Below are 24,961 nucleotides of genomic sequence, written 5' to 3'. Positions count from 1 at the left end.
AAAACTTAACTGGGATTTTTAGCTAACAATGGTTGCAATTAAATAAGCAAGGACGCTTATTTATTGTTTAAAAACACGAACTTATTGTCGAACGTATCTAATTTTATCTTACTGTCTTTGTCTATTTTTCCAGCAAGAATCTCTTTAGATAATTCATTTAAAATTCTCTTTTGGATGACACGTTTCAACGGTCTCGCTCCAAATTGAGGATCATAACCTAATTCTGCTAACCAGTCCAATGCTTCTGTAGTCGCTTCGATCTGGATGCCCATCTCAGCAAGCGTCTCTTTCACATGGTTGAACTGTAAGTTCACAATGTTTCTGATCTCGCTGCGGTTCAACGGCGTAAACATGATCAGTTCATCAATCCTGTTTAAGAATTCCGGTCTGATGGTTTGTTTCAAGATTTCGAACAGTTCGTTCTTTGTCTTGGCAATCACCTCTTCACGGTTGCCTTCGTTCAGGTCTTTGAAATTATCCTGAATCATGTGTGCCCCAATATTGGAGGTCATGATGATAATGGTGTTCTTAAAGTTCACCAGACGGCCTTTATTGTCTGTTAGACGACCATCATCGAGTACCTGCAATAAGATGTTGAACACATCTGGATGCGCTTTTTCAATCTCATCCAGCAGTACCACCGAATAAGGTTTCCTACGAACGGCTTCCGTTAATTGTCCGCCTTCATCGTAACCCACATATCCTGGAGGCGCTCCGATCAATCTGGATACTGCATGACGCTCCTGGTACTCACTCATATCAATCCTGGTCATGGCATGCTCATCGTTAAATAAGAACTCTGCCAATGCTTTGGCCAGCTCGGTTTTACCAACACCGGTAGTACCCAGGAAGATGAACGAACCAATTGGCTTGCGTTTATCCTGTAATCCAGCTCTGGACCTGCGAATCGCATCGGAAATGGCTTCGATTGCTTCATCCTGTCCGGCCACACGCTTGTGCAGCTCGTCTTCCAGATGGAGCAATTTTTCCCTTTCACTGGAGATCAGTTTCGTCACCGGAATACCGGTCCATCTACCTACCACTCCGGCGATGTCATCAGCAGTCACTTCTTCCTTCAGCATTCTGCTTTCGGATTGCTGACCTTCCAGTTTCGCTTTCAGTTGCTCTACTTTGTCTTGCGACTCTTTAATTTTTCCATAACGGATCTCCGCTACTTTACCGTAATCTCCGGCACGTTCTGCCTGGTCTGCTTCCAGTTTATAATGCTCAATCTGTTCGCTTTCCGCGTTAATCGCATCTACAAGGTCTTTTTCACCTTGCCATTTCGCTTTCAGCTGATCACGTTCTGCAGAGATATTGGCAATTTCTTCAGCGAGAGACTGCACTTTTTTGTCGTCATTCTCTCTTTTAATTGCTTCACGCTCAATTTCCAACTGCATGATCTTGCGGTTCAGTTCATCTAATTCTTCCGGAACACTGTCCATTTCCAAACGCAGTTTAGAAGCGGCCTCATCCATTAAGTCGATGGCTTTATCCGGCAAGAAACGATCCGCAATATAGCGCTGCGACATTTCTACTGCGGCAATGATCGCCTCATCTAATATCCTCACCTTGTGGTGAGTCTCATATTTTTCTTTCAGTCCACGCAGAATGGAAATCGCATCCTGGGTATCCGGCTCATTCACCATTACCTTTTGGAAACGGCGTTCCAGAGCCTTATCTTTTTCAAGATATTTTTGATACTCATCAAGGGTAGTGGCTCCAATTGCGCGAAGTTCACCTCTGGCCAATGCAGGTTTTAGGATATTGGCTGCATCCATTGCACCTTCTCCACCGCCGGCACCCACCAAAGTGTGGATCTCATCAATGAAAAGAATGATGTCTCCATCGCTTTGAGTCACCTCCTTAACCACTGCTTTCAAGCGTTCCTCAAACTCTCCTTTGTACTTGGCGCCTGCAATCAGGGCCCCCATATCTAAAGAGAATACTGTTTTTGTCTTTAGATTTGTAGGAACATCTCCTTGAATAATCCTGTGGGCAATACCTTCGGCGATGGCAGTTTTACCAACACCAGGCTCACCGATGAGGATCGGATTGTTCTTGGTACGTCTGGAAAGAATCTGGATCACTCTTCGGATCTCTTCATCACGACCAATTACAGGGTCAAGCTTTCCTGATTCTGCATATTCATTCAGGTTTCTTGCATATTTATTTAAAGCATTAAATGTTGCTTCAGCATTTTGATCCGTGACATGATTATCCCCTCTCAAAGCCACAATGGCCTTTTTAAGGTCTTTCTCAGTCACCCCTTGATCTTTTAATAGCTTAGAAGTATTGTCGTTCACAGACAGCAAACCCAGTAAAAGGTGCTCTACTGAAACGAATTCATCCTTGAACTCTTTCAAATAAGATTGCGCCTTTTGTATTGCGGAGTTACTGCCTGAAGTTAAATACGGACTACTTCCGCTAACTTTAGGGAACTTTGCAATCTGGCCATCTAAATGTTGGTTTACCACATTTAGATTTACATTTAATTTCTTTAAAATATAAGAAACCACATTCTCATCAACAGTGAGCAGCCCTTTAAGTAGATGAGCTGTCTCAATAGCTTGTTGCTGGTTGCCTTGAGCTATTTCAGAAGCCTGTTGAATCGCTTCCTGTGCTTTTATAGTGAAATTGTTGAAGTTCATATCATCTGTTAAACAAAGCAAATGCCATATTGTTCTTAAAAGAAATTCCGGAAAAAATGTCTGATTTAATGAGATTAGTATGACATATTGACTGTTTTGTTGGGCTGCTGCTGAATTTTTGTCTTGCAATTCTGAAATAGTCCATTGAATGCTGCTCAGGGTAATTAGAATCTGCAACATCATTTTAGAAATTGAATGCCCAAATATTGGTCTTAAAGGCAATATTCTTCTTAAATTCGCTGGCCCGGCAAATTGATGAATTTTATAATAAGGAGAGAGATGAAGGAGTTTTTACGGTTATATTTAGAGGCGTATCGTGGGCTATCTACACCAGCCTGGATGCTGGCGTTGGTGATGCTGATCAATAGAAGTGGTGCCATGGTGATCCCTTTTCTGGGGATATACATGATCAACCATTTGAGTTTCTCTTTGGAGGATACCGGAACGGTGCTGAGCTGTTTTGGAGTAGGGGCAGTAGCAGGTTCTTTTGCTGGCGGCTGGTTAACCGATAAAGTAGGTCATTTTAAAGTGCAGCTGTTTAGCTTAATTTTTACGGTACCCATGTTTTTTCTGCTTCCTGAGCTGAATACAGTCGTCAAACTTGCAGTAGGCGTATTTATATTGAGTGTGATTTCTGAAACTTTCAGACCCGCCAACTCTGTATCTATTGCCTACTATTCAAAACCGGATAATATCATTCGTTCGTTTTCTTTAAACCGCATGGCGATGAATCTCGGTTTTTCGATAGGCCCAGCGCTCGGTGGTTTCCTTGCGGCGATCTCCTATACCTTTTTATTTTATGGCAATGCCATAGCGGCTTTTTGCTCAGCGATCTTGTTTTTCATCTATTTTAGAAATAGAAAAGGGAATGAGCAAGCAGAAGGAGCGAAAGCAGCGGTGCATGAAGATCCTATATCCGCAGTTCCGGCGAAATCTCCTTATAAAGATTTGTTATTTATGCTGTTTAGCCTGCTCTGCAGTATTTTTACGATCTGCTTCCTGCAATTATTGAGTACTCTGCCTTTATATTATAGAGAAGTGTATCAGATGTCGGAAGGAAATATCGGGATCATCCTGGCCTTCAGTGGGATGGTTGTTTTTCTTTTGGAAATGCTCTTGGTACATATTGCAGAGAAGCGTTTTACCCCTAGAGACATCATGGTGATGGGCACTTTGCTTTGCGGCTTTTCTTTCCTGATTTTAAACCTTGCCCATGGAATATGGGTGCTCTATATGGCAATGTTTGTGCTTTGTCTGGCGGAAATTCTGGCCATGCCTTTTATGGCGACAGTCACTTTGCAGCGCTCTACCCTTCAAACTCGTGGCGCTTATATGGGCGTTAATGCACTATGTACTTCTGCCGCGCATGTATTTTCTCCTTTTCTAGGAACCCGTATTGCGGCAATGTATGGTTTCAATACTTTGTGGTGGGGAACAGCAGCTGTGTTATTATTGACCGCCATTGGCTTCTTTTGCGTAATGAAAAGAATGAAATTAAATACCATTAAATAAATATCTTTTGAAAAATTCCCTTTTGTGGATGCGTAGGAATACGCTCCTGGTGCTGCTTACGGTTTGTTTTTTTAGTGCCTCCGGGCAAAGTGTTCGTGTGGGTTCCTGGAACCTTAAAGATTTTGGCCAGTCCAAAACAGATGAAAATATCCTTTTTATTGCCCATGTGGTCAAGCGTTTTGATGTGATTGCTATCCAGGAAGTGGTGGCCGGTTATGGCGGACCGAAAGCGGTCATCAGGCTTGCTGAAGCCTTAAATAAGACGGGAGAACAATGGGAGTACGTTTTTAGCCATGGTACTTCCAGTGATAGATATAGTAAAGAGCGTTACGCTTTTATGTGGAAAAGCAAAAAGCTGAAAAAAGTAGGGGAGCCCTGGCTGGAAAAAAAGTACCAGATGGAAGTAGAACGAGAGCCTTATTTTGGGAAGTTTCAGCTAGGGAAAAAAACATTTACCCTAGTCTCTTTTCATGCGAAGCCAAAGGCGAAACAGCCGGAAACGGAAATCAAATATTTGAAATTCCTGCCGGATCTGCATCCAAACGAAACACTGATCTTTTGCGGAGACTTCAACCTTCCACAATCTCACTCTGTGTTTAATCCATTAAGAAATATGGGTTATGTATCAGCGATGGTGAATCAGAAGACCTCTTTGAAGCAAAAGGTGGTCAAAGGGGAATCACTGGCTTCAGAATATGATAACTTCTTTTATCATGCCGACAAGCTAAAGGTGATCAGTACCGGAATTGTTCCCTTTTACACCCAGTTTGAGGATCTAAAAGAAGCGCGGAGAATCTCCGATCATGTGCCTGTTTATCTGGAATTCTCTTTAAATTAATCGAAGCATCTTCGGAAAATGAGCATAAAAAAAATAGCCGATCTGTAATGGATCGGCTATTTTTTGTAGGTGTTGAAACTAATTTAATATTTCTGCCAGTTTTTGAGTCTGATGGTCAGCCAATTTTTTTAATGGGCCGGCAGCAAGCATTTTCATCATCATGTTCAAGTCCGCAGAAATGATCAATGTAGCGGTAGTTCCACCATTCCCATTGTCTGCAACTGTCCATTTTAACTCTAAATCAAACGGAGGTTTCTCTGTTGGGATAGCGGTTAATTCCTGATTTTCTACGCGATTAGAAATCTTGATTGCTAATTTAGCCATGTTTTGGATGGTAAAGTTAGCCTCATCAGTAGTGGACGACCAATTGTAGATGTTTTCCGGCATCAATTGCTGATGATTGTTCATGTCAGCTAAAAATGTATAGACTTTTGCTACAGGCTGGTTGATGTCAGTAGTACTCTCAATAACTGTCATTATGATTTTAGGTTAGTTGTTCTAATTCTTTTCCCCACTCTGAAGGGTTTCTGCGCCATTTAGTCAATAGATCTACGTCGTTTTGAGCGATAAAGCTATGTTCAGCAGCATATTCAATTAATGTATTGTAATTAGATAGGGTGGCGAAACGACATTTTGCTGCTTTGAAGTTTTCTTCAGCCTGGTCGAAACCATAAGTGAAGATAGAAACCAAACCTGCTACCGATAGTCCTGCATTTCTCAAGGCTTCCACTGCCTGTAAGCTGCTTTTGCCTGTAGAAATTAAATCTTCTACCACAACTACACGTTGACCTTCTACGATTTCTCCTTCAATCAGACTTCCTGTGCCATGTTCTTTTGCCTTCGCTCTCACATAAGCAAAAGGTAATCCCAATTCTTGTGCAACAAGTACGCCTTGAGGGATTCCAGCTGTTGCTACTCCAGCAATGATGTCCACAGAACCGAATTCTTCCTGGATCAATTGCGTCAGTTTTTGTCTGATGTATGTTCTTACTGAGGGGTGGGAAAGTGTAACTCTATTATCGCAATAAATTGGAGATTTCCAGCCTGATGCCCATGTAAAAGGGTTATTCGGTTGTAACTTTATTGCTTTTATTTGTAATAAAAATTCAGCTACCTTTAATTCAATATCACTTTTATTATACATACTACAAAATTACAGATTTTCATACGTTTGTCCTAGCACTAATTGCTATTGTGAGGAGCAAAATAAATAAATCCTGGTTTAATTAATTATTTGTGTCCCATAAAGGTCGGTAATTATTGTTAGCGAGAAAAGGAGTTTTTTCTGAGTCACTGAACATCAGGGAAATAAATAGGAATAAGCAGGCCTCTTAGGTGGAAGTTAGCATAGATCTTTAAGGTGTTAGTTTGATGCTTTGCACTAAATAGGCATTTCCAAAATTGCTCGGGTCATGGATTACTGTGGCAAGAATAGATTTCCATTTTGGAATCATTATGTTTTGCTGCTTGGTTTCGCTTTCACGTATTTCCTGAGCATGTTTCCAGATTTCTTCAAGTTGACCTTTTTGGGCTTGATTGGCATAATTCAACTGCAGCTGACCTTTTAAATAATAAAATTTTTCTCCTTCTTTTGTCAGGTAAATTGTTGGCCCGCCTGGAACAAACGACTGGATCAAATTGATGTTAAATGATTCCTGTCCGTTATATTTTTGCTCACTGACCACTTTGACGAAGTCAAACCACCGATCTGAGGCATCTTGTAGCGGATTTTTTTCCAGATGAAAACGAGCTTTGACCAGGTAGCTGTAGCCAGGCTTTCTTTTGTCGAAGCCATTCAAGGAGAATTCCGCAGGATTTTTATTTGGCAGCTGAATTAAAGTTTCGTCGACTGCATAAAAACGGTGATCTACTAATAATTCGACCTCTTGTCCGTCTTTTAATTTCAAAGGACCATACGTTTCTTCTTTAGAACAGGCAGAGAGGAACAGGACGAATAATAGTAAAGAGAGTTGTTTCATGGTGTAGAGAGTGAAGTGGTTTGATAGGATAACGCATTTGATTTCTAAAACGCTACTCTAAACGTAGAAAAAATAACCTTCTAAAAATTTCTGATCGATATTTTCTTAGTCATCCTCCATTCTTTTGATGGGAATTATTGGATAAATATTTATAATTTTGAATATTCAAATATTCAGGCGATTTTGTAAGGAATTTGATTGAAACCCCTTTAGAATGCAATTCAAAGGGGTCTGTTTTTTCTAAGGAAATTTACAGCCTGTCCTAAAAAGCATTTTAAGCGTTAAGCATGAAAAAATACAGCATTTATATCAACGACAATACCTTGTTTATTGCAGATTCGAAACCTACACAGGAAAAAGAAATTCAGCAATTGGAGCTGGAAGGTTTTGATTTCAGATTGTTCTACAAAAACCTGCCTGTAAATGCTGCTAGGGATTATCTACTGTTGGTAGCTGACCCAAAAGCGGTTTTTAAGCAAATCAAAAACAACCTTACTTTGATTAAAGCTGCCGGCGGACTCGTTAAAAGCTCGAAAGGGAATTATCTGTTTATCTTCAGGAATAAAAAGTGGGACCTGCCAAAAGGAAAAGTAGAGAAAGGCGAAAAAATGAGAGAAGCGGGTTTGAGAGAAGTGGAAGAGGAGTGCGGCGTAACGATTTACACCAACGACGAGAAGCTTTGTAAAACCTACCATGTTTACCCAATGGGTAATAAACTGGTTTTAAAGAAGACCAAATGGTACAGCATGACTGTTAAAGGAGAACCAAAATTGATTCCCCAAAAAGAAGAAGGAATTACGAAAGCGAAATGGTTAAATAAAGCAGACCTGGCTCCAGTACTCGCAAATACTTACCCATCTATCCTCCAGGTGTTGGAAGTAGGCTCCTTATTAGAGGAACGGGATAGCGTTTTGAGGTAAAAACTGACTCACATCTCCGTGATTTCTAAGGATGTCACGGACGATGGTAGAGCTGATTGCCGAATATTCCGGCTTACTCAATATAAAGATCGTCTCCATTTCCGGCATCATCGTCTGATTGATCTGAGCAATCGCACGCTCATACTCAAAATCACCAACAGAACGGATTCCGCGAACCATGTACTGCGCATTGATCTTCCTGCAGAAATCAACAGTCAGGCCTTCATAAAGCTGTACCTCCACTTTAGGTTCTGCTTCAAACACTGTTTTTACAATCTCTTCGCGTTTTTCCGCAGATAGGTAGTTCTGTTTAGAGCTGTTCAATCCGATTCCGACTACCACTTTATCAAATAGCGGCAATGCACGTTTCAGGATGTCCACATGGGCGATAGTAATCGGATCAAATGATCCTGGGAACAGGGCGATTTTCATCAATATCAGTATATAGGTTATAACATCGCCACCCTTATCAAGGTGGCGAAATGATTATTTTACTTTTTCAAAGAAGCTAAAGGACGAATTCCCATATCTTCTGGTTTCCTTATAACCTGGCTGGCCATTCATCTTTAATAAAGAAGGGTGCTCCACGATCAATAAACCGTTATCCGTCAGTAAGTCATTCTTGATCACCAATTCAGGAATCTTTGGAATCGTAGGCAGATCATAAGGAGGGTCTGCAAAAATAATCTGATAGGATTTCTTATGCGTATCTAAAAACTTGAAAACATCTGCTTTCTGCACCTCAATCACATCTAGCTTATGCTTGGCGATCACCGACTGTACCCAAAAGATACATCCCGAATGTTTGTCTACTGCGGTTACGCTTTTCGCCCCTCTGGAAGCAAATTCAAAACTGATATTTCCTGTGCCACAGAAAAGATCCAGCACATCACAGCTGTCAAAATCGTAAGTATTGTAAAGAATGTTAAAAAGTGCTTCTTTGGCCATATCTGTAGTGGGCCTTACCGGTAAGCTTTCCGGGGCATTGAAACGAATGCCTTTTAATGTACCGCCAATTATTCGCATATATCCAGTGCTAGCAAGCTGCTGTAATAATGAGCAGGCATGTCTTCTAAAATTTTGTGATCTACCTGATCACTTAAGGGAGTGTTAAATTTTATTTTCTGGAAGTATTTCTCCAGACATTGATGGTAAGCATCATCTTCGTGAACAATGCCACTCAATAACACCTCCGTCTCTTTACTATCGATTTGAACCTGGTTCATCATCAGCAGCAGGTAATAGTTAAACTCTTCCGCATTTTCAATCTCATAACAATTGCGGAAAATCAGCTTTTCTCCTGCTGTCAGCACTGCTGTAAAAGATGCTGCGGTAAAATCAAGGACCAACGTCTTACTGGTTTTATTAGCAACCATGGCCAGCATTGGTGCCATCTGGTCGAATAATTTGCAGCTCAGCAGCGCATCCGCTAAGGTCTCATCCATAAAACGCTGCAGCGTAAAAATAGAAGTGAATCCATAATTAGCAAATGGCCTTACATAAAGGTTATCCGATTGTTCATCTGTGAAGAACTTTGCATATTGATCCAAATTCTTGACATCAAATAGCTCAGTTGGGATGGCAATTGAGTTTTCACTGTATACTGCTACTTTGATGTCTTTAAAAGCCAAATTCAAGTAACTGTCGTTTTTTAATTTTACAGCAAGATCATGGGGAATGTTTTTTGATTCCTGCTGATCATAAACAGCTTTCAACTGGTTGCTGGTTTTATCAATAATGGCATAAGAGAAGCTATCTGCGGTAATTTTTAACAATAAATTGCAGTCTGGCGCAGTACTAGGATCAAATTCCGGATCAACTAATAAAATGCTGTTTTTATGGCTCATCTGTATCTAATTATTTAAGATCAAAATTAATCCTTTTTTCTATAACATCACCATTGCATCTTTGTTAAATGGATAAAGCATCAATTATAGCCCAGTCTTACGCCTTTACACCGACTGCCGAACAGCTGGTTTTCTGTCAGGAAATGGCTGCCTTTTTAAGTCAAGACTTAGACGATCAGTGTTTTATATTGAGGGGATATGCAGGTACAGGAAAGACCACTTCTGTTGGGGCGCTGGTTAAAGCTTTACCGAAATTTGGCTTTAAAGCAGTGTTGATGGCGCCTACAGGTCGTGCAGCAAAGGTGATGAGCAACTATACCGGGCGTAAAGCACTCACTATTCATAAGAGAATTTACAGAAAAAAATCTGCGGTATCTACGGATATGTCTTTTCAGATTACGCCAAATATATCAGAACATACGGTATTTATTATCGATGAGGCCTCCATGATTGCCGATGAATGGAATACACAAACCAGTTCCTCATTTTTGAAGGATCTGATGCAATATGTATACAACCATAAAAATTGTGCGGCAATATTTGTTGGAGATACAGCACAGCTGCCACCGGTGGGCAGCATCGACAGTCCGGCATTGAACAAAGATTATATAGCAGCAAATTTTGGGATGTCAGTGCGGGCGGTAGAACTTCAGGAGGTCGTGCGGCAAGAGAAGGAATCCGGGATTCTGGCCAATGCCACCATGCTGCGGAAACTGATCAATGAAGGGTCGTCTGAAGACGCTGATGAGATTGAACTGCCTAAATTTATCACCACTGGGTACAAGGATATTTTCAGGATGACCGGTCTTAAGCTGGTCGAAGGCCTGGAATATGCCTATAGTAAATTTGGTATGGAAAATACATTGGTGGTCTGCAGGTCTAATAAATCAGCCAACGTATACAACCAGCAGATCCGAGCGAGAATACTTTATCGCGAAGAGGAATTGACTGGTGGCGACCAGATCATGGTAGTTAAAAACAATTATTACTGGCTCCCCGACAATGAATCTGCTGCCTTTATTGCCAATGGTGATATGGCCAAAATCGTACGCGTGAGGGGTACCGAAGAGCGTTTCGGCTTCCGTTTTGCCGAAGTAGCCCTGGAGTTCCTGGATTTCCCGGATGCCGGACAAATCTCCTGCAAAGTGATGCTCGATACCTTAACCGCCGAAACACCAAACCTTTCTTATGAACTGGGAAATAAACTGTTTGAAGCATTAAATGTCGAATATGAACACCTGACGAGTAAAAAAGCCCGTTTCGCAGCCATCAAGGAAGATCCTTACTACAATGCGCTGCAAATTAAATTCGCTTATGCGGTAACTTGTCACAAAGCCCAGGGTGGCCAATGGGAGGCTGTTTTCGTAGATCAAGGCTATTTAACAGAAGAAATGATCGACCTGGATTTCTTACGATGGTTATATACTGGTGTTACCAGGGCAAAAAGAGAATTATTTTTAGTAAATTTTGCACCTAACCTTTTCATTACCCCTTTGGAAGACTAATTCTAAAGCCCATTAAACCTGAATGCTATGAAAGTTGCTTATTCTTTAAAACAGAAAATGAAAATCGCTACGTTCCTTTTTGCGATTATGGCCTGTATGATTCTCATTAGAATCCTTGAGGATAAGAGTGTAAAAAGTATGAATGAATCTTTCGTTTCCATGTATAACGACCGTCTGGTTCCTGCAACAGACCTTTTCTACATCGCAGAAAGCATCTTTGCGAAAAAATTCAGCCTCGATAGTTTTCTGTATTCAGGAAATCCGGATCAAAAGGATGTCAATTTACTGAAAACCCAATTTGGAAAGTTCAACACCACGATTGACTCTCTGATGAAAAAATATGAAAAGACTTTTTTGGTGAAACAGGAAAAGGAAGAACTGAAAGAATTGAAAATCCGGTTGATCGGCTCTATCGCAGCAGAACAGCACGTGATTTCTTTAAGTGATAGCCATAGTATTGAAGATGGAAGAAAACTTTATGAGACCGTTGGAAGAGCAACTTCGAGAAGAACCTTACAGCAGTTAACGGAGCTGATGACCATTCAAACGCAGGTAGGGCAGGAGCTGATTCAAAGTTCTGAATCTATGGTGTCCAGAAGTAAGCTGTACTCCACGCTGCAAATTGCATTGGCCATATTGATCGGGATTTTGGTAGTCGGGATTATTTCTGCTTCTAATGTGGTACAAGTTAAAAATGACAAGTTTAACCTGAATTAGATCAATGTAATCTCTGTTAAATAAAGGAACGCGTACCCGAAAAACTGTCTCTAAACTCTTTTGGCGTACAGTTTTTCTTCTTTTTGAAAATGCGGTTGAAGTTAGAAATGTTATTAAACCCACATTTATAAGCGATTTCTGAAATGGTCTGTGTACTTGAAATCAACATTTTTGTGGCATGACCCAAACGGATCTCATTTAAGCTGTCGATAAAAGTGCTGCCTGTTCTTTTTTTGATGAACCTGCTGAAGGATACTTCCGGCATGCTTGCCGCTTTTGCCACCTCTTCCAATGAAACCCCGCGATTGTAATGCATATTCATATAATCAAACGCTTTTTCGATCCTGCGGCTGTTGTAATTGAACTGTTCATTGTTGAAACTGGAATTTGATAACGTGCGCATATTCCTGGAAATTGACAAGTCATGAAGAATAGAAAAAAGCTCCAGCACGGAATCAAACCCTTTTTTCTGATTTAAAGAAAGGATGCGTGGAATCAACCGCTCAATCGTATCCGCAGAAAACAATATTCCTTTTTGGGCACGTTCAAACATATTCGAAATGAAACTCAATTGATTTCTTTTAAGTAAGCGATCGTCAAACAGGTCTTTGTGAAACTGAATGGTAATTTCCAGAATTTCCTCACTTTTACATTGATGGGTAAACCAGGCATGGTATAAATTGGGACCAATAAATACCAGTTCCGCATTTTCGATCACCTCAATATGGTCTCCTACAATTCTTTTTGCACCTTTAGCATGAAGGATCAGGTTCAATTCGTACTCCTCATGGTAGTGTAAAGGGAAATCGAACTCTTTTTTAGTCCTGGAAAAAATAGTAAAACAATCACTTTGCGTTAAAGGGGTAATTTCCCTGACTATATTATTGGCCATCCTATAAATATAATAATAGTGTAGTAATGAATTAGCTTTATGTTAAAATAGTACTAGTCTAAATTAGTACTAATGTCATATTAATAAGTCTTTTTGTTTTGTGAATACAATTAATTGTTAAAATAGTATTGAACCTATATGCGAAAATAGTATAGTTTTGATTTTATGAAGTTTCAACTCATTGATGTTCTCATTATCATCACTTATCTGATCAGCACCATCATTATAGGTTTTTGGTACCGTAAAAAGGCCAAAGAGAATAACCAGAGTTATATCATGGGAGGTAAATCGTTGCCCTGGTATAAACTGGGATTAAGCGATGCCTCTGATATGTTCGACATTAGCGGCACGATGTGGATGGTGAGCCTTTGCTTTGTCTATGGCATGAAAAGCATTTGGATTCCATGGTTATGGCCGGTATTTAATCAGGTCTTTTTGATGATGTATTTGTCTAAATGGCTGAGGCGTTCCAATGCGACTACTGGCGCCGAATGGTTGTCTACCAGATTCGGATTGGAAGGACGAGGCGTTGGCGCTTCTCACAAAGTAGTAGTGGCCTTTGCACTATTGAGCTGTCTGGGTTTTCTTGCTTATGGTTTTATAGGTCTTGGTAAGTTTGTTGAGATCTTTATTCCCTGGGAATTTGTGCAAGGATATGTGCCTTTTGAAGTCTCCAAGCACTACGTACCTCATTTTTACGGCATCATATTTACACTTTTTGCAATGTTTTATTCCATTTTGGGAGGAATGCATGGGATCGTGTTTGGGGATATGATCAAGTACGCCATCATGACAGTGGTTTGTATTGCTATAGCCGTGATTGCCATGATTAACCTGCATGGACAGCATTTAAATGTGCCAAAGGGCTGGGATCATCCTTTCTTCGGAACGCATTTGGAGCTCAACTGGACTGGTATTATCGATGATGTCAATAAAAAAATCGAAAGTGATGGCTATTCCTTGTTCAGCATTTTCTTTATGATGATGCTGTTCAAAGGGGTGTTTGCCTCTCTTGCCGGCCCACCTCCGAACTATGATATGCAAAAGATTTTGTCTACAAAATCACCAAAAGAAGCCAGTAAAATGAGTGGTTTTGTCTCTATTGTATTGCTGCCGATCAGGTATGCTCTCATTGTAGGACTCACCGTTTTAGGCCTTCTTTATTACGATCAAATGAACCTCAGGGGACTGGACGGCACCATAGATTACGAAAGGATTTTGCCGGCAAGTATCAACAGTTTTGTACCTGTCGGTCTGTTTGGATTGGTATTAACAGGTTTGCTAGGCGCTTTTATGGGTACTTTTTCAGGGACATTAAATGCGGCACAAGCATATATTGTAAATGATGTATACCTTAAATATGTCAATCCTGCTGCCACTAATAAAAAGATCATTTCCATGAATTATATATCCGGTGTATCGGTTGTGATCATAGGAATCACGCTGGGTTTCTTTGCGAGAGATGTAAATAGCGTACTGCAATGGATCGTATCCGCTTTATACGGGGGTTATATCGCTGCAAACGTACTGAAATGGCATTGGTGGAGGTTCAACTCCAACGGTTTTTTCTGGGGAATGTTTACAGGTATTGTCGCTGCCCTGGTATTTACGAGGTTCTTCTCTGGTGTAGAGTTTCTATACTATTTCCCATTGCTGTTTTTGCTTTCCTTAGCAGGATCTGTGATCGGAACCTATATGGCGCCTCCTACAGATGAAAATACCTTGAAAAGTTTTTATAAGACTGTGAGGCCATGGGGCTTCTGGAAACCCGTTCATGAAATGGTTTTAAAGGAGGATCCTTCCTTTGAAGCGAATAAGAATTTTGGCAGGGATATGTTCAATGTACTGCTGGGCATTATTGCACAGCTTTGTCTCACCCTGCTGCCAATGTACCTGATTTTAATGATGAAAATGCCATTGATGATCACCATCGCCATATTGGCTGTGATTGTGTTCATCCTGAAAAGAACCTGGTGGAATAAACTCGAAGATTAATAGAATTATATGATGGATTACGACAAAAGACTGGAGGAGCTCAGCCGCGCCCATCAGTCTTTAATTACGCGCAAAAACAAATCTGAAAACCTGGGAAATGGTATTTTCAAACGTTATGAAAATCCAGTATTAACCGCTGCACATACCCCGCTGTACTGGCGTTATAATTTGAGCAAAGAAAATAACCCTTACCTGATGGAAAGGATTGGCATCAACTCGGTATTCAATGCGGGCGCGATCAAGTGGAACAACAAGTACCTGTTGATGGCCAGAGTAGAGGCTAGCGACAGGAAATCTTTCTTTGCCATTGCGGAAAGCGACAATGGGATCGACCAGTTTAAATTCTGGGAATATCCGGTGGTGATTCCTGAAACGGATTTACCCGACACTAATGTTTACGATGTACGGCTCACTGCTCATGAAGACGGATGGGTGTACGGATTGTTTTGTACGGAAAGGAGAGATCCTGCCGCATCTATAGGAGACCAGTCGGCGGCATTGGCGCAATGTGGAATTATCCGTTCCAAAGATTTGCTGAGCTGGGAACGCCTGGCAGACTTGAAAACAGGCTCCCAACAGCAGCGAAATGTAGTGCTGCATCCAGAGTTCGTTGATGGGAAATATGCTTTTTATACCCGTCCTCAGGATTCATTTATTGAAGCAGGTAATGGCGGAGGAATTGCTTTTGGCCTTTCCGAATCTATAGAAAATGCAGAGATTCCGGAAGAACTGGTGATTGATAGAAAAGAATACCATACCGTTTATGAAGCTAAAAATGGTCAAGGGCCAGCCCCAATAAAAACAAAATACGGCTGGCTGCACCTCGCTCATGGCGTTAGAAATACGGCTGCGGGATTAAGGTATGTGCTCTATATGTTCATGACAGACCTCAATGACCTGAGTTTGGTGACTCATAAACCTGCCGGATATTTTATTGCGCCAGAAGGGACAGAGCGCATTGGCGATGTGTCTAATGTGGTGTTCAGCAACGGCTGGATTGCAGATGAAGACGGTAAGGTATTTATTTATTACGCAGCTTCAGATTCCAGAATTCATGTGGCCACCAGTACCATCGATCAGCTGCTGGATTATGTGTTGCATACACCAGAAGATGGTTGGAGATCAGCAGCAACCGTACAGCGCATTCATCATTTAATTGATCAAAATAAAGAAAATGAGCAGCCGGATCAAAATAAAACATCTTGATACTGAATCAGCAATAAACAATGATTCAGTAGTTGAGCTGAAAAGTCACTATTAATTGGTAATTAATTTTCATTAAGTGAAAATATTGAAAAACTAAAGTTTTCTACTGGTAGTGGTCGGGAAGTGGTCGGGAAGAGAAGGGCCTTATAATAGGGAGCGGAAGGGGTTCGCGTAGGGTTCGCGTAGGGTCGCCTTAGTCTGTGCTATCCAAACCCTAACCGAACCCCCTCCTGCGGCTAAAGCCCAGCTGGTCTCTTCCCTAACCATCTCCGAAGCTTTAAGGGCTTGGAAATCCTCCGAAAATGAAATTAATATGTACTTTTGCGAAACGTACCGATTTCTATTTCTATGATCAAGCTTGCCGTAATTGAATTTAGTCCTACTTTACTGTATAAGTTTATCAGATTCGGTGTCGTGGGCTTTTCCGGTCTGGCCATAGATTTTGGCATTACTTATCTCTGCAAGGAAAAACTCAAGATCCATAAATATGTATCCAGTTCGTTGGGTTTTATGGTGGCTACGGCTTCCAATTATACCCTCAACCGCAACTGGACTTTTGAAGACCATGCCGGAGCCAGCTTTACGCAATTCGGTAAATTTTTTATGATTGCCCTAGTGGGACTATTCCTCAGTAATATTCTGATTTATCTGCTGCATGATAAACTAAAATGGAATTTTTATGTGGCCAAGGCCTGCGCCATCGTGGTCATCTCCTTATGGAATTTCTTCGCCAATTACCTATATACTTTCTCCAGTTAAAATCTATCCCTAAATGCTACAAACCAAAAAGAGTAACGAGCAGATATTATTTATTTTCTTAGGGCTGTGGACGTTACTGAACATCATACAAGCTAGTTTTGTGGAGGTTCACTCGGATGAGGCTTACTATTGGATGTACTCTAAGTTTTTAGACTGGGGGTATTTTGACCATCCTCCAATGGTGGCCCTCTTTATCAAAATAGGCGATCTTTTATGCCCATCCACGTTGGGAATGCGTTTTTTTACCGTGATCACGAGCTCCTTATCAGTGCTGCTGCTCTGGAAAATTGTAAAGCCTTATGGAGAGAATATCAAACTGTTTATCCTGCTGTTCAGCTCGATCGTACTCTTTCATGTATATGGTTTTATCACCACGCCAGACGCACCTTTGTTCTTTTTTACGATCTTATTTTTCTATATCTATCAAAGATATGTAGCGTCTGATGAATTGAAATGGACCTTATTGCTGGCCATAGTCATTGCTTGTTTGCTGTACAGTAAATACCATGGGATTTTAGTATTGCTGTTCACGATTCTTTCTAACCTGAAACTGCTGAAACGTCCTTCTTTCTGGCTGATTGTTGGGGTGGCTATTTTCGCTTTTCTCCCACACATCTGGTGGCAGGTGGAAAACAATTACCCTTCATTTTATTACCACGTAATTGATCGCTCTGCGGCTTTCTATAAATCAAAGTTTACTATAGAATACCTGCTGGCGCAATTGGCATTAGCAGGTCCATTAGTAGGTTGGTTCTTATACCGCTCAGCATCTTTGCTGAAAACTCCCGATGCCTTTGTGAGGGCGCTTAAAGTCAACTGCTATGGGGTATTCATTTTTTTCCTGTTCAGCACTTTTAAAGGCAGGGTAGAAGCACACTGGACTTTACCAGGAATGATTTGTCTGTTTATCCTGGCCTATCTTTATTTGTCAAAGGGAACGGTTCCTAAATGGTTTGAAAGGCTGGCTATTGTTAACATTGTCCTGATTTTATTGGTTAGGATGGTGCTGTTGATTCCTATTCCTTTCCTAATGAAGAATAGAAGTGTTGCTTATTATTTTGGCAATGAAAGCTGGGCAAAACAGATTCATGAAAAGGCAGGTGATGCTCCGGTGATCTTTATGAATGCTTTTCAGGAGCCCTCGAAGTACAATTATTATAACAAAACCACGAAAGGCTTTGGTTATGATTCACGTGATTATCGTAAAAATCAATATGACATCTGGCCATTGGAAGATAGTTTAAGAAATAAACGTGTGTATTGGGTAGTGGAAGACAGTAAAGGTTTACCAGGTCAGGATACCTTAAATACGGCAAAAGGCCTGCTTTATGGCAACTGGGTTGATTCCGTAAGAATGTATCAGAAAGTAGCTGTTAATCCGTTGGAAATCCCGTCTATCCTTGAAAGAGGTAAACCTTTAAAGTTAAAACTGAAGATTGAAAATCCTTATGATGAGGAAATATTCTTAGGAAATATTGGCCAGAAATGGACTTGCCTGCTGGAGTATGGGTACAAAAATGGGGAAGATTTCGGGGAGTTTAAAATGGTCAAAGCTGATGTGGAGCAACTGAGGATTCCGGCAAAAGGTGCAGTAACGATTGATGCAGAAATCGAAAGTCCTGCAGCAAGCGGTCAGTATAAACTGATCTTTTCTTTAAGAACAGCTCCTTTTTCAGGAGCCAGAAATAGCAATATGATTTCTGTTAATGTTAAATAGACAATTGTTTTAACAAGCTCATCTGGTCAATGGTACCAGAGTGTCTCCATACAATTGCTCCGTTTTTAAAAACCATAAAGGTGGGTACCGACCGTACATTATATTTTTGTGCAGCGGCCTGGTTTTTATCAATATTGATTTTAATCACTCGCGCCTTGCCCTCGGTAATTCTGGCTACTTCCTGCACGATAGGGTTCATCGTTTTACATGGCCCGCACCAATCTGCATAGAAATCAATGAGTACTGGTGTACCTGACTGGATCAATTCTTGAAATGCACTCATGGCTGTTTATTTTTAAATGGTTATCGTTAAAATTAGTATTCCGGAGAAAAACATCCCAGCTGGGATAAAGTTTTTCTCCGTTTAAATGTTAATGAGCGTCATAAATGATTACTTTCTCAAAAAGACCACGGAATTCATCCAAAAATGCTTTGTGTAAATCGTGAACCTGGTACACATCGTGTCCTTCCAGGTCTGAGAAAAATAAAATCAAAGAGAAAGAATAGGTAGTGTCTACTACCGCGCGATCAATTGGAGCGGGAGTTCCAATGTGGAAAGCTTCTACCGTTTCGATGGCTTCTAATCCTTCCAGGCCGATTCTGAAGGCGGCTTTCTGATCTTCTGTAGTGTCGGCTTTTAGCCAGAATAAAACGTGATGAGCTAACATATATAAAGGTTTTTTGGTAAATATAGGGAATTGTATGGTGGCGGAGAAAGCGGAATTGAATATTCCGGCTGACCAGGGATGAGGAATCCTGCACTCAGAGTTAATGGCCTCTTGTTGAAAAGAAACCGGAGAAAGATATGGGTCTCCCTCCGGTAACATAATCTAGCGTGCATTTAAGTAAACGAGCTCCAGCAGCTAAACGCTACAGCAGCATTGAAATATCTGAAATCAAGAAATAAGGCGAAATTTTGGTTCTTGTAGGAAGGAATTGGTTAATTCGAAAACATTAGGATAACATTGACTTAATTTCGATAATTTAGTTTCGGGATTTATAGATGTCAACAAAATACACCATTTCTGATCAGGAGCTGCAGGCCAAAATAATGGCAGGGCAGGAATCTGCTTTTTCTCAACTCTATGATCGGTATAGTCCTGCTATCTCCCTTTACATCAAAAGATTTGTGAATTCTTCAGATTTATCCGAAGACTTGAGTCAAGAAGTTTTTATTAAAATGTGGCAGCACAGATCTAAGCTGGAGGAAGTCAGATCGATTAAGGCCTACTTATTTATTATGGCCAGAAATCATACCCTAAATAGCCTAAAAAAGGCAATGAGGTCTGATGTAGCGATGGGAGAAGTGATCAATAGCTTTGTCGAACAACGGAGCTGTACCGAAGAGGAACTGCTGGCGAAAGAATATCTGGAATACCTGGAGAAAGCGCTTGCAGCCTTGCCATCGAGAACAAGAGAAATCTTTAAACTTTGCAGGCAGGAAGGTAAAAGTTATGATGAGGTGGCACTGGCTTTGGGGATTTCCAGAAATGCAGTCAAAAATCACATGGTGAGTTCCATGAAAGTATTGAGCGCTTCTGTGAAAAAAGACCTGGGGATATCATTAGGCATACTTTTAACGGTCTTCCTAAAATAATTACGAAATAAATAATTTTCAGCTACCCTTAAGCCCCTTAAATATTGTCTTAATATTTGAACGGACATCCTATGGAAGAGAATAATTTTTATGAAATACTTGTAGAACGTTATCTGAAGAAACAGCTGACGGATCAGGAACTGGAACTTTTTGCGGAATTGCTGAGTAAAGGGAAGCTGGACGGACAATTGTTCAAGGCCTGGAATGTAGATGCGGAGCTTACTGAAGCTGATGAACAGGATTTTAACCGCAGTCAGCAGCCTAGGTTTCTATGGCCAAAGGCTGTTGCTGCTGCCGTATTTTTAATGGTGCTGTCTGTTGGTGGATACCTTTATTTTCAGAACAAATCAGCAAATACCGAAAATCAGCTGGCGGTAAACACTCATGACGTAGATCCTGGTGGAAATAAGGCCACTTTAACCTTGGCCGATGGCTCAAAAATTTCGCTCACCGATGCCAATGATGGAGAACTGGCTAAACAAAGTGGGGTAAAGATTTCGAAAAGTAAAAACGGAGAATTGGTGTATTCGGTGACTGCATCCGATGCCACATCAGTGGCTTATAATACCATAAGCACTCCTAAAGGCGGTGTCTATCAGGTCAATCTTCCCGATGGTACAAAAGTATGGCTCAATGCCGCATCCTCCATAAAGTTCCCAACCACATTCGCACATGTGAGTCAGCGGAAAGTTGAACTAGAAGGAGAAGCCTATTTTGAAGTGGCGAAAAATAAGAAAGTCCCTTTCGTTGTCTCCACAAGCGGTCAGCAGGTACAGGTATTGGGTACTCACTTTAATATCAGTTCTTATACCGATGAGGGAGAATTGAAAACTACACTTCTTGAAGGTAGGGTGAAGGTGATAGCCGCAAATACAATTGTGCTTAAACCGGGGCAGCAGTCCAATTTGAAGAGAAATGGATCAGGAGATTTAAAAGTCAATACGGCAAATATTGCACAGGTGATGGCCTGGAAAAATGGCTTCTTCCATTTTGAAAAAGAGAACCTGCACGAGGTCATGAGACAGCTTTCCCGATGGTACGATATAGAAGTTGTGTATGAAGTAGACCGTCATGACGATGAATTTGTGGGCGATATACCCAGAGGAATTAAGCTCAGCGAGGCACTCAAAATATTGTCTTTTGAAGGGACTCAATTTAGGATTGAAGGCCGTAAGCTGATCGTTAAAAAGTAAAATCTAATTAAACCTTAACCAAATAATTAAACGCTAACCAAGCTCTAAAACCACCACCAACGCTTATGGAAAAATAAATGCTTGCAAAACAACACTGTTAGGAAGGAAAAACAGAACCCTGCTCGCAACAGGGCCCTGTCTGCCCAATCCGATCTTATCAGAATGGAACAATGTTCCGGTTGACCTCAAAAAAAACTTATTGGATAATTAATGAATAAACGAAACATTCAAAAATATGAAATTAAACTCATGTAGTAAAACCCCTTTTATGAGGTGGTTATGCTCAACACAGACCGTATTGGCCATGAAACTCACCGTAATTTTAATTTTCTTTGGCTGCCTGCAGGTATCCGCAGATGGGTTCTCCCAGAAAATTACACTCTCAGAAAAAAACACCACTTTCAATGCGCTTTTTGAAAACATTAAAAAGCAAAGTGGTTATACTTTCTTCTACAACAATAAGTTGATCAAGCAGGAAGGTCTGATCAGTATTGAAATGGAAGGAGTAAGCCTGGAAGATGCCCTAACCCAGATTTTTAAAAACAGACCTTATTCTTATATGATCCTCAATAAAACAGTGGTGATTAAAAAGAAAATAATTGAAAAGGAGGCCATCCCAAAGGGGGAAGTTGTTGCGCTTTTGCCGATTAAAGGAAAGGTGGTAGATACAGAAGGAAATCCCCTGCCAGGTGCTTCAATTATTGTGAAGGGCACAAAAGAAGGTGCTTCAAGTAGTACCTCCGGTGATTTTGTGATCAATGCAAAAGCAGGAGATGTACTGGTAGTCAGGTACCTCGGCTATGCCACCAGAGAAATTACAGTGGCCTCAACTACTGGAGTGCTCAACATTGTACTGGAAGCGCAAAAACAAGACTTATCTGAAGTAGTCGTCACCGCTTTAGGAGTGAAACGCTCGGAGAAATCTCTGGGATATGCCGTTCAAAAGATTGGCGGTGATAAGGTGCAGACCGTAAAAGGAGTGGATCTTGGAACTTCCTTAACCGGACAGGTCGCAGGATTGGTGGTGAAGAATTCTACGGAATTTAATGAAAAGCCAAAACTGGAACTTCGAGGAGAAGGCGTATTATTGGTTATCGATGGGGTTCCTTATGGGAATATGACGCTTCGCGATGTTCCTGCTGATGATATTGAAAGCATGGACCTGTTAAAAGGATCTACCGCTTCTGCATTATACGGTTCACGTGCAGATGGCGGGGTATTGTTGATTACGACTAAAAAAGGGGCTGCCGGTAAAGGTTTTGCCGTTGACATCAATAGCAATACCATGTTTCAACTGGGCTATCTGGCCGTTCCGGAAGTACAGAGTTCTTATGGCCGCGGACAAAATGGGGTGATCGACAATGATTACGTTTGGGGCCCTAAGCTGGATGCTGGAAATACTGCCAGAGATTGGAACCCGGTAACGAAACAGTTTGAAGACAATCGACCGCTGGTATCTGTTGGTAAAGACAACCTGAAGAACTTTATGAATACCGGTGTAGTGACCAGTAATAACATTTCCATTGCCCAGACCGGAGAAAATGGAAGCTTCAGAATCGGCTTAAATCATATTTATAATAAAGGACAGTTTCCTAATCAGAAGCTGAGCATGATGAATTTAACCTCCGGTGGAGAGATCAGAATCAATGATAAATTTAAAATCGAAAGTCATTTTGGTCTGAGCAGACGCTCTGCTCCTCAAATTTGGGGCGGTGGTTATGACAACCAGGGTTACCTGTATCAATTGGTGATGTGGACTGGTACCGAGTACGACATTCGTGATTATAAAGATTACTGGGTAGTGCCAAATAAAACGCAAAATTGGATGTATACCAACTGGTATGACAACCCTTATCTGATTGCACATGAGAAATTAAATGGAAAAACTGAAAATACCGTTAATGCGAATGTGACCGCAAATTATAAGTTTAATGAAGAGTTTAACCTGATGCTGCGTTTGGGTTACGACAACTACAACAACTCAGAAACAAAGCGAAATCCGACAGCAAATATCTTCTCTACCAGAGGAGGCTGGAATGCAAGAGGGATGTATGGTATCAACAATACCACAGGATATAGCACCAATGATGACCTGATTTTAACCTATAAAAAGAAACTCAATAAATGGTCATTTGATGGCCTGGTAGGGGGAACGATTTATTATTTCGCGGATCAAGGGCTGAAATCGACCACTAGAAATGGGTTGATTTCTCCAACCTTCTTTTCATTGGCAGGTTCTATTGAGGCGCCAACTGTGGAGCCTTTTCATAACTCCAGACAAATCAATAGTTTGTATGGCAGAGCCTCCATTGGCTGGAACGATGCAGTTTTCTTGGATGTAACCGGTAGAAATGATTGGAATTCGGCACAGCCTAAATCGTCAAGAGACTATTTTTATCCTTCTATAGGTTCCAGTGTGGTGATCTCTGAACTCCTGAAATTCCCGGAAGTAGTGGATATGTTTAAGCTGCGCGGGTCATGGACGATCTTTAAAAAAGCCTTCGATCCTTATGCTATTAATAGTGTCTATACGACCAATACTGCGGCCTGGAATACACTAAATTCCGCTTCCTATCCTAGTTATTTATTGGGTGAAAATCTGTTGCCAAGCTCACAGCGTACCTGGGAAATTGGTGCTGTAGGTTACCTCTTTAAAAAACGCCTGCATTTTGATGTAGCTTATTTTAATAAGTATTACTATAACAGACAAACAGATCTAAAAGGACAAGGAAATACCGCTTATTTGCCTAATTCAAGTGGTTTTGGCATGGCAATCGTCAATACTAAGGAAACTTATGAACGCCGTGGTATTGAGATTACTGTAGATGGTTCGGTGATTAAAGGAAGAGATTTTGAATGGTATGCCACCATGAACTGGGCCCAGCAGCACCGTTATTATGTAGATATCGATCCTTTATATTCTCCGGATGATTTATGGACTAAAAAAGGAGAAAGACTGGATACTTATAAAGCCAGTTATTGGCTGAGAGATCCACAAGGCAATATCATTTTCAATAATGGTTCTCCAGTGGAAAGTGATTACAACAAAAAATATGGTTATGGAGAGCCTGATTTCAGCTTCGGCTTTATCAATAGTTTCAGGTATAAAAACTGGAACCTGAATGTAAATATTGATGGCCGTATTGGTGGCCTGATGTACAATTATATGTACGACAAGATGTGGGATACCGGTACAAATCCAGATTCAGATAATCAATATCGTTATGATCAGGTGGTCAATGGTAAGAATAATTTTATAGGTAAAGGGGTGAAAGTGATTTCTGGAAATGTGACCTATGATAAGTATGGCCAGATTACAAGTGATACCCGTCAGTATGCACCCAATGATGTAGAAGTAGGTTATCAGGATTATGCGCAGAACTTTAGAGGTGGTGATAAAGGGATTCAGAATGAGTCATTTGTGAAACTTCGCGAGTTGTCGCTGGGCTATAGTTTTAACCAGAAATTCGTAAGCAAACTAGGGTTAAAAAGAGCTTCCTTCTCGGTCACAGGACAAAACTTATGGATGTGGACCAATTTTAAATATTCCGATCCGGATGTGGATACCGAGAACCTGAATTCACCATCGCAGCGTATGCTGGGTTTCAATTTTAAAATAGGCTTCTAATCATT

Annotated in this window: 22 protein-coding genes; 12 read left to right on the top strand and 10 right to left on the bottom strand. The window is 40.9% G+C overall.

Going from position 1 to position 24,961, the window contains the following annotated elements:
- Positions 1 to 56: 56 nt before the first annotated feature.
- On the bottom strand, positions 57 to 2,651 hold the full coding sequence (gene clpB / locus H9X96_RS02550; RefSeq protein WP_187664754.1) for an ATP-dependent chaperone ClpB: 2,595 nt from the start codon (positions 2,649 to 2,651) through the stop codon (positions 57 to 59).
- 279 nt (positions 2,652 to 2,930) lie between these two features.
- Here clpB and H9X96_RS02545 point away from each other — a divergent pair, with 279 nt between their 5' ends.
- Both H9X96_RS02545 and H9X96_RS02540 read left to right on the top strand, forming a co-directional pair.
- Positions 2,931 to 4,163 (top strand): MFS transporter, encoded by a 1,233-nt coding sequence (locus tag H9X96_RS02545; protein WP_187664753.1) that lies wholly within the window; start codon positions 2,931 to 2,933, stop codon positions 4,161 to 4,163.
- A gap of 7 nt (positions 4,164 to 4,170) precedes the next feature.
- Positions 4,171 to 5,001 (top strand): endonuclease/exonuclease/phosphatase family protein, encoded by an 831-nt coding sequence (locus H9X96_RS02540; protein ID WP_222943816.1) that lies wholly within the window; start codon positions 4,171 to 4,173, stop codon positions 4,999 to 5,001.
- 78 nt (positions 5,002 to 5,079) lie between these two features.
- Here the strand turns inward: H9X96_RS02540 and H9X96_RS02535 are convergent, their stop codons facing one another.
- The 3 genes from H9X96_RS02535 to H9X96_RS02525 all read right to left on the bottom strand — a co-directional run bounded on the left by H9X96_RS02535 (position 5,080) and on the right by H9X96_RS02525 (position 6,980).
- Positions 5,080 to 5,478, bottom strand: a complete 399-nt coding sequence (locus H9X96_RS02535; RefSeq protein ID WP_187664752.1) for an SRPBCC family protein — start codon at positions 5,476 to 5,478, stop codon at positions 5,080 to 5,082.
- A 7-nt stretch (positions 5,479 to 5,485) separates the two neighbouring features.
- The gene (pyrE, locus tag H9X96_RS02530) at positions 5,486 to 6,145 is read right to left on the bottom strand and encodes an orotate phosphoribosyltransferase (RefSeq protein ID WP_062549919.1); all 660 of its coding nucleotides are present in this window, start codon (positions 6,143 to 6,145) and stop codon (positions 5,486 to 5,488) included.
- 211 nt (positions 6,146 to 6,356) lie between these two features.
- Positions 6,357 to 6,980, bottom strand: coding sequence for a hypothetical protein (locus H9X96_RS02525; RefSeq protein ID WP_187664751.1), 624 nt, complete (start codon positions 6,978 to 6,980; stop codon positions 6,357 to 6,359).
- Between the two features lie 287 nt (positions 6,981 to 7,267).
- Between H9X96_RS02525 and H9X96_RS02520 the strand changes: the two genes are divergently transcribed.
- On the top strand, positions 7,268 to 7,900 hold the full coding sequence (locus tag H9X96_RS02520; protein WP_187664750.1) for an NUDIX hydrolase: 633 nt from the start codon (positions 7,268 to 7,270) through the stop codon (positions 7,898 to 7,900).
- Here H9X96_RS02520 and coaD read toward each other — a convergent pair.
- From coaD to H9X96_RS02505, 3 genes are read right to left on the bottom strand one after another with little or no spacing between them, the layout of a single operon-like run.
- Positions 7,871 to 8,332, bottom strand: a complete 462-nt coding sequence (gene coaD, locus H9X96_RS02515; RefSeq protein ID WP_187664749.1) for a pantetheine-phosphate adenylyltransferase — start codon at positions 8,330 to 8,332, stop codon at positions 7,871 to 7,873. The two genes, H9X96_RS02520 and coaD, sit on opposite strands and share 30 nt — an antisense overlap.
- A 54-nt stretch (positions 8,333 to 8,386) precedes the next feature.
- The gene (locus H9X96_RS02510) at positions 8,387 to 8,926 is read right to left on the bottom strand and encodes an RsmD family RNA methyltransferase (protein WP_187664748.1); all 540 of its coding nucleotides are present in this window, start codon (positions 8,924 to 8,926) and stop codon (positions 8,387 to 8,389) included.
- Entirely contained in the window at positions 8,917 to 9,747 is an 831-nt protein-coding gene (locus H9X96_RS02505) for a DUF3822 family protein (RefSeq protein ID WP_187664747.1), read from the bottom strand. Before H9X96_RS02505 ends, H9X96_RS02510 begins: the two co-directional genes overlap by 10 nt.
- Positions 9,748 to 9,815: 68 nt before the next feature.
- Here H9X96_RS02505 and H9X96_RS02500 point away from each other — a divergent pair, with 68 nt between their 5' ends.
- On the top strand, positions 9,816 to 11,252 hold the full coding sequence (locus tag H9X96_RS02500) for an ATP-dependent RecD-like DNA helicase (RefSeq protein WP_187664746.1): 1,437 nt from the start codon (positions 9,816 to 9,818) through the stop codon (positions 11,250 to 11,252).
- 27 nt (positions 11,253 to 11,279) lie between these two features.
- Complete coding sequence (locus H9X96_RS02495; protein WP_187664745.1) at positions 11,280 to 11,969, top strand: MCP four helix bundle domain-containing protein; 690 nt, start codon at positions 11,280 to 11,282, stop codon at positions 11,967 to 11,969.
- A 16-nt stretch (positions 11,970 to 11,985) separates the two neighbouring features.
- On the opposite strand, the gene H9X96_RS02490 is transcribed toward H9X96_RS02495, so the two are convergent.
- A complete protein-coding gene (locus H9X96_RS02490; RefSeq protein ID WP_187664744.1) occupies positions 11,986 to 12,861 on the bottom strand; it encodes an AraC family transcriptional regulator in 876 nt (291 codons plus the stop codon).
- Between the two features lie 165 nt (positions 12,862 to 13,026).
- Here H9X96_RS02490 and H9X96_RS02485 point away from each other — a divergent pair, with 165 nt between their 5' ends.
- The 4 genes from H9X96_RS02485 to H9X96_RS02470 all read left to right on the top strand — a co-directional run bounded on the left by H9X96_RS02485 (position 13,027) and on the right by H9X96_RS02470 (position 18,538).
- Positions 13,027 to 14,856, top strand: coding sequence for a sodium:solute symporter family protein (locus H9X96_RS02485; protein ID WP_187664743.1), 1,830 nt, complete (start codon positions 13,027 to 13,029; stop codon positions 14,854 to 14,856).
- Positions 14,857 to 14,865: 9 nt separating this feature from the next.
- Complete coding sequence (locus H9X96_RS02480; protein ID WP_187664742.1) at positions 14,866 to 16,062, top strand: glycosidase; 1,197 nt, start codon at positions 14,866 to 14,868, stop codon at positions 16,060 to 16,062.
- A gap of 321 nt (positions 16,063 to 16,383) precedes the next feature.
- The gene (locus H9X96_RS02475) at positions 16,384 to 16,821 is read left to right on the top strand and encodes a GtrA family protein (protein ID WP_255430956.1); all 438 of its coding nucleotides are present in this window, start codon (positions 16,384 to 16,386) and stop codon (positions 16,819 to 16,821) included.
- Positions 16,822 to 16,834: 13 nt separating this feature from the next.
- Positions 16,835 to 18,538: a glycosyltransferase family 39 protein gene (locus tag H9X96_RS02470; RefSeq protein WP_187664741.1), complete on the top strand. Its 1,704-nt coding sequence runs from the start codon at positions 16,835 to 16,837 to the stop codon at positions 18,536 to 18,538.
- On the opposite strand, the gene trxA is transcribed toward H9X96_RS02470, so the two are convergent.
- Positions 18,531 to 18,821 (bottom strand): thioredoxin, encoded by a 291-nt coding sequence (gene trxA / locus H9X96_RS02465; protein ID WP_187664740.1) that lies wholly within the window; start codon positions 18,819 to 18,821, stop codon positions 18,531 to 18,533. The genes H9X96_RS02470 and trxA overlap by 8 nt on opposite strands.
- Positions 18,822 to 18,909: 88 nt before the next feature.
- Entirely contained in the window at positions 18,910 to 19,206 is a 297-nt protein-coding gene (locus H9X96_RS02460; RefSeq protein WP_187664739.1) for a Dabb family protein, read from the bottom strand.
- Between the two features lie 335 nt (positions 19,207 to 19,541).
- Between H9X96_RS02460 and H9X96_RS02455 the strand changes: the two genes are divergently transcribed.
- From H9X96_RS02455 to H9X96_RS02445, 3 genes are all read left to right on the top strand, one after another.
- The gene (locus H9X96_RS02455) at positions 19,542 to 20,135 is read left to right on the top strand and encodes an RNA polymerase sigma factor (RefSeq protein ID WP_187664738.1); all 594 of its coding nucleotides are present in this window, start codon (positions 19,542 to 19,544) and stop codon (positions 20,133 to 20,135) included.
- A 71-nt stretch (positions 20,136 to 20,206) separates the two neighbouring features.
- Entirely contained in the window at positions 20,207 to 21,328 is a 1,122-nt protein-coding gene (locus H9X96_RS02450; protein WP_187664737.1) for a FecR family protein, read from the top strand.
- Between the two features lie 268 nt (positions 21,329 to 21,596).
- Positions 21,597 to 24,956, top strand: coding sequence for a SusC/RagA family TonB-linked outer membrane protein (locus H9X96_RS02445; protein WP_187664736.1), 3,360 nt, complete (start codon positions 21,597 to 21,599; stop codon positions 24,954 to 24,956).
- Positions 24,957 to 24,961: the final 5 nt, after the last annotated feature.

Source organism: Pedobacter sp. N36a, from assembly GCF_014472395.1.
Lineage (GTDB): Bacteria > Bacteroidota > Bacteroidia > Sphingobacteriales > Sphingobacteriaceae > Pedobacter.
Note: the sequence above shows the minus strand (reverse complement) of the source record. Positions and strands in the feature narration are given on the sequence as shown.